This is a genomic window from Rhodohalobacter halophilus, assembly GCF_001715195.1.
In the GTDB taxonomy this organism is placed as follows: domain Bacteria; phylum Bacteroidota; class Rhodothermia; order Balneolales; family Balneolaceae; genus Rhodohalobacter; species Rhodohalobacter halophilus.
On record NZ_MDWE01000002.1, the window covers coordinates 23,252 to 34,785 of the forward strand.

9 protein-coding genes and 1 tRNA gene are annotated in these 11,534 nt (G+C 43.2%); 1 reads left to right on the forward strand and 9 read right to left on the reverse strand.

Annotated features, from left to right (window positions below; genetic code table 11):
• Position 1: 1 nt before the first annotated feature.
• The 7 genes from BG260_RS00805 to BG260_RS00835 form a co-directional block, all read right to left on the reverse strand.
• A complete protein-coding gene (locus tag BG260_RS00805; RefSeq protein WP_069130049.1) occupies positions 2-568 on the reverse strand; it encodes a restriction endonuclease subunit S in 567 nt (188 codons plus the stop codon).
• Between the two features lie 246 nt (positions 569-814).
• Positions 815-1,867: a calcium/sodium antiporter gene (locus BG260_RS00810; protein WP_069130050.1), complete on the reverse strand. Its 1,053-nt coding sequence runs from the start codon at positions 1,865-1,867 to the stop codon at positions 815-817.
• A 643-nt stretch (positions 1,868-2,510) separates the two neighbouring features.
• Entirely contained in the window at positions 2,511-4,850 is a 2,340-nt protein-coding gene (locus BG260_RS00815) for a hypothetical protein (protein WP_069130051.1), read from the reverse strand.
• Positions 4,851-4,932: 82 nt separating this feature from the next.
• Positions 4,933-5,244, reverse strand: a complete 312-nt coding sequence (locus tag BG260_RS00820) for a hypothetical protein (RefSeq protein ID WP_069130052.1) — start codon at positions 5,242-5,244, stop codon at positions 4,933-4,935.
• Between the two features lie 226 nt (positions 5,245-5,470).
• On the reverse strand, positions 5,471-6,310 hold the full coding sequence (locus BG260_RS00825; protein ID WP_069130053.1) for a hypothetical protein: 840 nt from the start codon (positions 6,308-6,310) through the stop codon (positions 5,471-5,473).
• Entirely contained in the window at positions 6,310-7,464 is a 1,155-nt protein-coding gene (locus BG260_RS00830; RefSeq protein WP_069130054.1) for a tyrosine-type recombinase/integrase, read from the reverse strand. The genes BG260_RS00825 and BG260_RS00830 overlap by 1 nt, the downstream gene beginning before the upstream one ends.
• A 238-nt stretch (positions 7,465-7,702) precedes the next feature.
• Positions 7,703-7,779, reverse strand: a tRNA-Arg gene (locus tag BG260_RS00835).
• A 186-nt stretch (positions 7,780-7,965) separates the two neighbouring features.
• Here BG260_RS00835 and BG260_RS00840 point away from each other — a divergent pair.
• The gene (locus BG260_RS00840; RefSeq protein ID WP_069130055.1) at positions 7,966-9,228 is read left to right on the forward strand and encodes an MgtC/SapB family protein; all 1,263 of its coding nucleotides are present in this window, start codon (positions 7,966-7,968) and stop codon (positions 9,226-9,228) included.
• A gap of 6 nt (positions 9,229-9,234) precedes the next feature.
• On the opposite strand, the gene BG260_RS00845 is transcribed toward BG260_RS00840, so the two are convergent.
• Positions 9,235-9,918 (reverse strand): alpha/beta fold hydrolase, encoded by a 684-nt coding sequence (locus BG260_RS00845; RefSeq protein ID WP_069130056.1) that lies wholly within the window; start codon positions 9,916-9,918, stop codon positions 9,235-9,237.
• A gap of 118 nt (positions 9,919-10,036) precedes the next feature.
• The gene (locus BG260_RS00850) at positions 10,037-11,518 is read right to left on the reverse strand and encodes a RagB/SusD family nutrient uptake outer membrane protein (RefSeq protein ID WP_069130057.1); all 1,482 of its coding nucleotides are present in this window, start codon (positions 11,516-11,518) and stop codon (positions 10,037-10,039) included.
• Positions 11,519-11,534: the final 16 nt, after the last annotated feature.

Genomic DNA, 11,534 nt, shown 5'->3' on the forward strand with positions numbered 1-11,534 from the left:
GTTATTGTCTTAAGATGTTTTTTGTTATCGCCTGAACTAGCTTCTTTCTGGCAATCACTAGCCGGTTCAAAATTTCTGATTCTTTTTCTTCTAAAATTTTTAGTGACACGATCTTTTTTTGGACATCCAAATCCGGCAGTTCAATCTTTAATTTTCTTAGATATTTGATGGAAAGTGAACTAATATTAGTGCCTGTTGCGCCTTTTTCAAGCTCCCATTGGGTCCGGGGCAAATTCAGATACCATTGCAAATATTCTGGCAGAATCCCATCGCGTGTTACCCGAATTATAAACAGTGAAGAAGAAGCAACGGAAGTACAGCTATACTTTTCGGGGACAATAGCTGAAGAAAATTTACTCCCCTTGGCAGGTAGCAGAATATCTCCTGATTGTAAATAATCATCCCTATCAATATTTACAGATTCCTGAATATAGACCACATGCCCCTCATCAATACAGCCCCCTTCAGTTAGATTGTTTACTTGAAAATAGGCCACTGTTCCCTTTTCAGAAGAGCTATATGAGCTCCCAAAGTGAATATCAGCGATATTTTCAAATAATTTATCCATTGTAGAATGATTACAAGGTAATAAATTTAATTTACTTCACAAAATTCCTGTTATTGTAGAACTTCTACAATCAATACATATGCAATAAGAAGTTAATTAAATGATTACATCTAAAATAGAAGGGAGAGTGAAGGCATGGTGTCAGGGCATTCAATCGCTCAGATTTCAGAATTTATAGTTCTGAACTTATACCGAGCTTGTTGTATCAATTCATGAATTGACTTATTTCACACCCGAAACGTGATTTCATTTTCTTGATTTGAACTGCTGCCAGACCGTTACAGCTAACGTAATGACGGTTATAGGTATCACAAACCAGATCATGACGGAGCTGAATACGGGTAGCGCATCGTGGTGTGTGGCTGCCAGTATCAGGTAGAGTGTATATGCGGAATAGTATCCCAAAAAGAGAATACCTTCACCGCGGCTGATGATTCCGCCGCTAAAAAAGATCGGCAGGCAAGCTAGTGCCACGGCAATCATTACCGGAATATCGAATTGAATCATTGAATCTGATATATCAATCCCATCGGCGGCAAACAGTGCTGAAATACCCAGCACGCCCAGGATATTAAAGATATTACTGCCAATCACATTACCAACGGCAATCTCACGTTCACCGCGAATAACCGCCATTATGGAAGTAACTACTTCCGGCATGGATGTGCCCGCAGCAACAATAGTTAACCCGATGATGGTTTCACTCAGGCCGAAATTTTGCGCAAGATAGACTGCACCATCCAGGAACCAGTTGGAACCTGCCATCAGCAATCCAAGTCCGCTGGCAGCCATGATGATATTCAGAATCCACCCTTTCTTTTTTACCGGAGTCTCACCTGCTTCTACAGGTTCTGCGTTTCTTCGGCTCCCCACGATTAGAAAAGATGTATAGATGATGAGTCCGGCTGTCAGTGCAATTCCCTCGATCCGGCTCAGCACCCCGTTCAACGATAAGAGCAACAATACAACCGAAAGAGTGATCATAAAGGGCACATCCATCCGCAGAAGCTTTCTGGAGACAGAGAGCGGCAGGATCACAGCCGATACGCCAAGGATAAACAGTATGTTGAAAATGTTGCTTCCCACTACCGTTCCAAAAGTAATGCCCTCTTTGCCGGTCAGTGATGACTCTATCCCCACTGCCAGTTCAGGTGAACTGGTTCCGAATGCCACAACCGTCAGACCGACAACTAATGATGAAATACGAAAATTGAGGGCAATTCCCGATGAGCCTTTTACAAGCAGTTCGGCACCGGCTATCAGAAGCAGTAAACCTGTAATGAATAGAATAATGGTCATCAAAGAAGAAGGTTATGAATGGAGAACATCTCTTCTTATAGTACAAAGATCTGTGATGATAAAGCGAATTGAGTAATCGTTGTGGCGTATTGGGTATTCTCGATTTTTTATAAATCAAATACGGAATTACCGATTTCCTTAATAAAACTGGCCTTCTATGAGTATTTCAAACATCTATGGAATTGCATGGAATCTCCCGGAATTAAATGAGTTCTCTGGAATTAGCATTTCTATCTATCGGTTTTCTCTTCATCTTTCTATCAGATCATTAAAAAAACCATCTGTTTTTCTCTGCTAAGCTGCTGAATAGTGCTAAAGAGTAGGTAAAACGGGCTTTTATGACTGTATAAAGCGATTATTGGTCAAGCAGTTTGTTTAACAAATTGCTAATAAGTGCTAACTACTGCTAAGAAATTTAGCAACGATTAGCACCTCTTAGCAGGGTTTAGCAGTAGATATTATTAATAGAATTGATGTTTTTGATAGTGTATGGATAATTTTATTAGACTTTTTAGCAGTTAGCAGTGTTTTGTTAAATTTAACATCCCATTTTTCCTAGTAAAGTACTTCAACCACCCCTGCCCTCCGGACGAGACCTCGGAAGGCGGGCCTGGCCCCTCCTTGAGAAGGAGGGGAAATTCTATTATAAACTTAATCTTTCGACTCGAGTTTTTTCGTAGTCACGGGCTTTTTCTATGAGTTCTTCTAACATTCCTTTTTTGAAGAGCTCCATTACGTTGAGTTGGTAGCAGCGGACATTGCTCTCTTTTTTTGCACCCAGAGATTTTGTTAACAATACCTGGGCACTTTTATCTAAGAAATAACTACTGTTTTGCAGGTGTGATTCCAATAGGGACAGATAGATCTCCTTCGTTATAGGTGCCCGGTGATCTTGCAAAGTATTCCAAATCCGCTTGATATGAATGGCCAGTACCGGCCCTTTGTAAATGAGCTCCCCGTTATGGTCTCTAACTTCCTCAAATCCTTTAAACCGAAAATGGCGGTGGTCTAACAACATGTGCTTTGTGTTAAAGTCGGATGCCGGATCAAAAGTCTGCGTAGCATGGTGCTCCACGCTTTGAAGAAAGTCGTGAATCGGGTTGTGTTCCTGCTGCAACGAATGCTCTTTTCGGATGGCGTTGCAAATTTCGCTTCTAAAGGCCTCAAAATTTTCAAACCATGGTTTTAGTCCGGGAAAAGTAGATTTTATTGACTGTAATCCGGCCAAAATGATCGCCCAGTTGTTCACGGTTCTCCCCTCAAAGCCTTCATTGCTTAAATTGTTTTGATAGTTTCGAAGGTGAATGAAGAAGTGATCTCTTATCACATCATAGTTTTCAAGAATAAGTGATAGAAACTCTGAGAAACGAGGAGTAAAGTCTGACACCTCACTAATCTGCTGCAGTTCCTCTTTCTTTAGAAATTTATTGTAGTTGAGGATCACCAATCGGCTAAGAACTGCCGGGTCGGTCGGCTTATCGTTACCGGTCATTACCACACACGCCTTCATCGGGGTTTCGATGGTCTGATGATCCGTACTCTTCTTTGCCATCGCGGTACCGATACGGTGGTACCAGTTTAAAATACTGCTTGTCATATCCGGGGCCTGGGTGTTGGTCTCATGGTTCCGGAAATCATCCAGGAAAAATGGAAACGATCGGGGCAGGGTCATTCGCCGGATCACACTCTTCACTGTATTCTGCTTCGAAACTGACTGACGATTTCCATTCAGATAGCCGAACAGAGACATGAACCAATCCATACTGGAACTCTTACCGGTTCCACGCTCTCCAAATTTGAAAAGAATCGGAAATCCATCCAGTTTATGAATAATCTCACGACTGAATATACACGCAACTGCATATCCCAGGGTGGTTCGTACATTCAATGAGCCGTTAAACTTTTCCCACAGCAAGAACTTTTCAGTCAAAAGATCTACACTGTTATCCTTAACGGTTGACAGAACCGGCGGGGTCACCTGTTCACTCCCGCTTGGACAGGTAAAGAGCTTATTTCCTACACGAATTCGAAGTTGATCGTCTGCTTCGATAAAACGCTTCTCTTTTATACTATAGATTCCATTTTCAAACAGAAACTCACCCGGCTGAAATTCTCCCCAGGAGTTCATGTTTCGGATGGTTGGATAGTCCTGCTCATTGATCAGAAACTCATGAAACATATCAAAATGGTGGTTTTCACCAATAAACTTGATGAATCCTTTAGATACCAAAAAACTGGAGAAACGGGTTTTGGTCGTCAATTCTTCATGCGTTACCTCCGTCACTACCTGCTTTCCCTTTCGGTCGTTTAATTCAAGCCGATACCTTACCTCTTTATCATCTGCACGTCTTCCTTGTTGTTCAGTCACATACTCAACCGCTTCAAGAACATGAACTTCACAATCGGTGATTTTGGTCAATTTCATTAAATAATCTTTCTCATTCTCCGGAATATCTTCCCGCTTCATATATGGGTGGAAATAACAAGCTCCTGCCCTATTTACAATGGAATTTGGAATGAACGACTTCATCTGACTCGGGATATGACGCTCCCTTGTAATTGCAAGGTTGGATTCTAATGTATCTGATGCCTTCAACTCTTCGGCAACTTCCTGCATGATTGTTTTTAGTGGCGGACGCTTTTTCTGCTTCCCTTTTCTCAATGCTTTCGGTATCCATCCGGTCTTTTTTGCCCGGCGATAGATCTCCTGGTTCAGATAATCATCCAGCGTGTGCAGCTGATAGCTGGTAAAACTCAAATCTTCCCACATGGATTCAAAATCTGATGGGAAAGAATTCTTTGATTTATGGTACCAATCAAGTGCAAGCTCTTTCCCCTTTTCCGGGTAGATCGTTTTCAGTGCTGAACAGATCAGCTTTTGGTCAATGTTAGGCGGTAAATAGTAGATCGCCTCATTCAGGTCCGGTTGGTGATGAGTGAGATCCGCTTCATGGTGTATCGGTTTACTTTCTGATGGTTTCATTAATATCTGTGATTGTCTGATTGTGGATGGTTTTAAAGTATTACCAGTACCCCTCCACGAGTTATCAGAGCTGAACTTGAGCCTATCGTCTGCCGGATGGTGTTAGAATTCTCTCGATCACTTTTCGTTCGAAATATTTACGTCTCCCCTGCAGCCTCAAGCTTGGAATGAACCTATTGTCTCTCTGACTCAGATTACTTCGGTTGAGAATGGTCCGCTGATCGATTCCAAACTCCTGTTCAATTTGCTGGGCGGTAAGGTATTTGGAGTTGCTTGGCCCTCCTTTTAGTACACTCAATACCAGGTCCAGTTTGTTTTCAATTGATGTGGTTTTTTCTACTACATCCTGAAGGGCAGAGTTACTGTTTGACTGTATTTTACTGTTCGATTTCATATGTCTTTTTGATTTGTTTGTTGATGTTAACAAAACAAAGAAAAGGCTTATATGAACTTAATTCACCGATTTAGAAGCTAAATCGGCGTAACTGTTTTATGAATCACCCCATGAAAATACTGCCCGTTTAAAACAAATATTTTTGACCTGATTTGTGCCCTTTGTACAACATTAGATGAGCTTGCCCCTGTAATCTGTTTTACTCAATCCCGTTAACTTTTTCTCTTTACCTATGCAGTTTTCTCTTGATCTTATTTCGCACCGCATTCCTGAAGCCATTTTCATCTAACAGATAAACCGGATTTGATAAAATTTCGTAACCACTCACAGCTTCGTCCACCAGTTCATCCGTTGACTGTTTTGCTTTTACCGGATTCACGATGTTCTGCTCTTTCACAATCAGCATCTCATCAATCAAAGCATCCAAATCCATTACTCTCTTTTTAAATCGATAGACTCCTTTGATTTCAGCGATTCGTCTTGCGTGCTCAATCGCTTCATCAATTGTAGCATAGCGAAGGAATTTCCCCAGCTTTCCTTCCAGGCGATTCAGATTTGTCCTGGAAACTCCAAAGATTGTGATCTCATGCTGATTGTTTCTCGACTCCCCTGCTTCTGCAAATACCGGCACTTTGTTCACAAAATCAGATCGCAGGTAACTAAGAATAATCGGATCTGTCAAATCTGTACTCTCGAAGTTCAGGGTTTCAACATTCAGCCGATTTATTGACTCCTTACAGAATTGGATGATGTCTTGTGTAATCTTCTCAATCTGCTGCTGATAGATCTCTATGATCGCTTCAACCCGTGAGCTGTCGAACTCACCTTGCTTAAATCCATCCAGATCTCTTAACGATTTTTCAAACAGAGGTTCATATCGATCTACAGATTTAAAATAGTGTTCCGATAGCTTGAAAATTCTCCAAATTCGCTCTTTATCCCATTCATCCAAAAGGTTGGGACGAGGATCTTCAGCAATAATATTCGCCACGACCTTTAACCAGTGTATCCGGTAAAAGTCGTGATCAGTTTTAGAAATAGTGGTTACATCACCCCGTTTTATCATTATTTAATCAGTCCTGTTCTGCTTGCTGTTGTAATCAAATCATTTGCGACCAGATGTACGTATCGGTTGGTGACCTCCAGACTCCTATGCCCCAACATATTTTTTACCTCAATCACATTAAAACCCTTTCTCAAAAGAAATGTCGCGCATGAGTGACGCAGTCCATGGAAGTTAGCCGTCTTTTTGATACCTGCCTCTTTCGCAAATGCGTTAAAGGTCTTTGAAATATGATTCCCAAGCAATGGGAATTTTAACTTTTCGGTCGATCTCGGATGAGGGAATACCAAACCGTGATCCGGAGTCCCATGTTGCTGATGCCATTCGTTCAATATGATATAGAGCGGATCAAAAATCGGGACTGTTCTCTCCTGTCCGTTTTTGGTATCGGTAACCCGGAGAAATCGCTCTTTCAGTTTTACGTGAGACCAATCCAGGTTGATGATCTCCTTTCGTCTCATCCCGGTATAGAACGCCATAGTCATAAGTGGGCGAAACCAGAGCTTTTCGGCCATAGCATTTTTCAGCTCTCCATTAGCCCTTCTCTTTTCTTGTACTTCAGTGAATTTGGAGAGCATTTTTTTGAGCTGTGACTCGTCAATTATTTTGTCAACCACATTCTCTTTCACTTTAGGCACTTTCACCTCATTGCACGGATTCTTTTGAATCAACTCTTCCTTCACAGCCCAGTTGAAAAAAGCTTTCAGGTGGCGCAGGTAGTTTTTCTTTGATGCGTTGGCGAGGTCTGGATTAAGACAGTACTCCTTTAGATCCTTGACCGTCACCCTATGGATCGGCAGTGATTCACCGACAGTCTCAACAAAGCGGCCGATCACATCATCATAAGCATCCTTCGACTTTTGGGTGATGTTGGTTTTGCTATCCAGGAATTCTTCCTTCAGATCGGACAGATAGAGGGAGCGGTCTCCGGCTCCTTCGATATCCATTTGCCGCTGCTCAAACTCCTTGAGATTCCATCCCGGCTCAAAAGGATTCAGCTCTCCACTCTCGTATAATTTCTCATATTGATTTTTCTTCTGCTCAGCAATCTGCTTTCGTCGCGTACCAAGTGCGAAAGTTTTTTTAATCGTCTTTCCGTCAACAGTAGTTTTGAAAGATAAGGAGTAGTATCCGTTTCGTTTTTTAAGGCTTGCCATAGGGGTACATTTAGTGGTACATCCGGTGGCTCATATAGGGGTACATGAGACCGGATGAGTTTCAGTTTTTTGATGGTATTTGAATAAGCTCTCGCCGCGATTCATTACACTATAAATGTACCACCATATGTACCCCCGAAGCAATAGATATGTACCCCCAGTGAAAATTTTTACCCGTGAAGAATCACTCCAAAACATAAAAAAACCCCGTTTAAAGCTAATTAAACGAGGTTTTTAGTGGTACACCCGCCAAGATTCGAACTTGGAACCGCCTGATTCGTAGTCAGGTACTCTATCCAGTTGAGCTACGGGTGCATTTCAGTAAAAATTTGTCTTACGACTTTAAAATCGTATTTATTACAGACCCCAAATATAGGAACCTTTATCCGTAAGTTTCAACCGATTTTGTAAAGTTTATCTGCCTCCTCATTTCTAAGCAGGAAACATCAATTCTATATTTATCGTTAAATTATCAAGAGTTGCAATATATAAATAACTCGTATGCAGGAACTTCACGATATATCGCTTTCTCTTTTGGTAGCCCTGTCCATAGGCCTGCTGATCGGTATAGAGCGGGGCTGGAGTGAACGAGATGAGAAAGAGGGGGATCGTATGGCCGGTATCCGTACCTTCTCGGTTGTGGGTCTGTTGGGTGGAGTCTGGGGATTACTGGCTCTTGAAATTGACGAGTGGGTCATGGCCGCGGCTTTTCTGGCCGTCACGGCAATGATTATCTCGGCTCACATCATGGATGTAAAAAGAGATGAAGATGTCGGAGCCACTACGGCATTTACCCTGATGCTGGTTTTTGTACTCTCTGCCTGGTCCGTTTTTGGGTATGAGCTCCCCGCACTGGGTGCTACGGTTATCGTTACGGCACTTTTGGGATATAAACCTACACTCCACCGGTGGCTGCGAAATATCAACCGCAAGGAGATCTACGCATGGACCAAGCTGCTGGTCATCTCGTTGGTTTTACTGCCACTTTTACCAAATGAAGGGTACGGCCCCTGGGAGGCCTTCAATCCCTATTGGGTGTGGTGGATGGTGGTACTCATCAGCGGACTCTCTTTTGTGGGATATGTCGCCATCAAAATTGCAGGGAAAAATCTGGGTACAATGCTCACTTCTTTTGTGGGCGGCCTCGCCTCCTCCACCGCTGTTACCATCAGTCTGGCACAGTTTTCGAAGAAGAGCAAAACAACGTTCATCTTTATGGCCGGAGTGCTGCTGGCTTCGTCCATTATGTTTATCCGGGTCCTGATTGAGGTCAGCGTGGTTAACTATCAGCTGCTCGATCAACTTTGGCTTCCCATCAGTTTGATGTTCACCGGGCTTATTATTGCAGGTTTTTGGCTTTGGCAATTTAAAGTTCATACGGAAGAATCTTCACCCATCAAGCTCAAAAATCCCTTTCAGCTGAAAACCGCCATTCAATTTGGTCTGCTATTGGGAGCTATCCTTATCCTCTCGGAGGGAATGCAGGAGTGGTTTGGGGATCAGGGTGTTTACGTTCTCTCTGTCATATCCGGACTGATGGATGTGGATGCAATCACCCTCTCATTATCCCGAATGTCTCAGGATAATCTGAGAGAAGAAGTAGCTGTGATGGGAATTATCCTTGCTGCAGTTACGAACACACTCGTCAAAGGCCTGATTTTCTCCTTCTTTGTGGGAATCAAAAGAAGCCTCACACTGCTCATCCTGCTAATTTTAGCCATCACGCCCGGCATTTTAGCCGCCGGATTTATGGTTTGGTTCTGATTCAAATCAAGCGAAAAAGTCGTTCAGAGAGTCGGCCAGAAGTTTGATATTTGCGCGTTCTACCGGGTGGGGTGTATCCGGCAGCACCATCAGCTCGCCGTTCTTAAGCTCTCTGTAAACAGACATACTCTGTTCAATTCCTGCCGTGGCATCCCGGTCGCCCGTGTGAATTCGAACCGGCTGTGATATTGAACTCCATTCCGAATCAGAAATGCGCGGATTATCACCCAGATCGAGCAGCAGGTCTTTTGTCTTCGCTGCCACATTCTCCCATCCGGCCGGGTGACGCTTCTCCAGCTCGGCCGCAAATGCCGGAACCTTCTCTATGATTTTATCCGGATTCAGAAACTTCACTTCCCGCTCTGCAATTTCCGAACTCCATTTCAAGACCGTGCCCAGAGTGGAAATCTTCCCAACTCTTTCGTGATGACCTTTCGCCAGCATCATCGCTATATATCCTCCCATACTGTACCCGAAAAAATCTGCCCGGTCAATTCCGTGCTGATCCATAAAATCGATCACATTCTCCATAAAATGCTCCATCCGAAAAGGGCGGACAGAGATGGAATCTGCCCCGTGCCCTTCAAAGTTCATCAGATGGATCGATTGTTCAAGATCAAGTTGTTCAGCTAGAGGTTTTAGCTGACCGGACGTACCTAGTGCACCGTGCAGAAAGATAATAGGAGTCATTGTTAATAGATTCTTTGTTTTTAGTTTTACAGAAGATAGGATAAAATCGGATAGAAATAGAAAAAGCCCGTCGAACTACATCAACGGGCTTTTGAACTTGTGGAGTTTGAAATGCTATTTAGTCATTTGTAGGATTTTGTTCCATTTCAGGGTTCGCATTCAATTCATCCTGTGGAATCAGGTAAACCCATTCGTTTGTACCTGCTTCTATGAACATCACATTTGATGCAGAAGTTGTGTTATGGTTAGAATTTGTACGGTCCATGTCCTGGTTCAGACGTTTCAGGTCATAGAATCGAAAACCTTCGCCCCAGAACTCAAGGCGCCGGTTTAAGTAGATCTCATCCAGCAAAGCCTGTCCGGTATTGGTGGATCTCACATAGTCATCATCCCGTTCGCTTACCAGGTCAAAAAGGACATCAGCGGCCGTTGGATCACCGAGATTGGCTTTAGCCTCAGCTTCAATCAGGTACATCTCTGCAGCCCGCATATAAGGCACATCTACACGGCTGTCTGATTCACTCACTGCAATAAACTTCTCATTAGTATATGGTGCTTTTGAAAAGTTTGACGGTAAATCGAGATCTTCGTGTTCTCCGGTTGGATCGAAGTTTGCCAATCGAATATCAGATGCAGGGAATGCACTGTAGAGGTTTTCATTAATCGCCATCGGATTGGTTCGGATAAATGTGGTACTGTTGTTTCGTGAAATCTGAGCACCAAAGTTTCCAAATCGATCTGATTGGTCCTCGGCAATATGAGAACCCCACATCCATTCAACATTTGTGTAATCGTTGAATCCTGCTGTGTATTCAGACTGGGTCATCAATGAGTAGCCGGCTCTCGCATCTTGCGCATAGGTGATCGCATTTGGCCAATCTTGCTGAACAAGATATACCCGGGCTTTCAACCCTCTTGCAACACTGGCATCGATGTGAGATTTATTGGGTCGGCTGTAATTCTCCAGCCTGTTAATAGCCTCTGTTAAATCGTCGTGAATCTGCTGATAAACCTGCTCCACAGTGGCTCTGGGCTGACCCACATTTTCCGGCAACGTAACAATTGGAATTCCCGGCTGGGAGTTGGTTTCGCCGCCACGGTAGCGCTCCGCGTAGAGCTGCACCAGTTGGAAGTGGCTGAAGGCTCTGTAGAAGTACGCCTGACCCACTGGGATATCGATTTCAGCCTGTGGACCTTCTGCGTTTTCTTCACCATCAATAATTACGTTCGCATTTCGAACAACCTGATAGTAAATGGTCCATGGTAATAGATTATCACGGGCAGTAGCATTTCGGTGTACCTGCCATCTGTAAGCCCCGTAAAACCAGGTTGAGGATGTTCGGGTCATGACTAAATCATCACCCATTGCATCATTGTGTATCATCAACGCTCCCAAACCAACACAGCCCTGACATCCATACCGAACGTATAGTGACCGGTGAATACCGTTAATGCCGAGCATCATGTTTGCCGGTGAAGTTGTTACAATTTCATTTGACACATCCTCGGTCGGGTATGTGCTCAGAAAATCTTCTCCACATCCACTAATACTGACAAGCAGTAAAAGTATAAGTCCAAACTTTAGAGTTAAATTTTTCATAATACTATGATTTATA

Coding starts and splice junctions, on each gene's coding strand:
- BG260_RS00805 (WP_069130049.1), bottom strand. CDS start 568: ATGGATAAATTATTTGAAAATATCGCTGATATTCACTTTGGGAGCTCA.
- BG260_RS00810 (WP_069130050.1), bottom strand. CDS start 1,867: ATGACCATTATTCTATTCATTACAGGTTTACTGCTTCTGATAGCCGGT.
- BG260_RS00815 (WP_069130051.1), bottom strand. CDS start 4,850: ATGAAACCATCAGAAAGTAAACCGATACACCATGAAGCGGATCTCACT.
- BG260_RS00820 (WP_069130052.1), bottom strand. CDS start 5,244: ATGAAATCGAACAGTAAAATACAGTCAAACAGTAACTCTGCCCTTCAG.
- BG260_RS00825 (WP_069130053.1), bottom strand. CDS start 6,310: ATGATAAAACGGGGTGATGTAACCACTATTTCTAAAACTGATCACGAC.
- BG260_RS00830 (WP_069130054.1), bottom strand. CDS start 7,464: ATGGCAAGCCTTAAAAAACGAAACGGATACTACTCCTTATCTTTCAAA.
- BG260_RS00840 (WP_069130055.1), top strand. CDS start 7,966: ATGCAGGAACTTCACGATATATCGCTTTCTCTTTTGGTAGCCCTGTCC.
- BG260_RS00845 (WP_069130056.1), bottom strand. CDS start 9,918: ATGACTCCTATTATCTTTCTGCACGGTGCACTAGGTACGTCCGGTCAG.
- BG260_RS00850 (WP_069130057.1), bottom strand. CDS start 11,518: ATGAAAAATTTAACTCTAAAGTTTGGACTTATACTTTTACTGCTTGTC.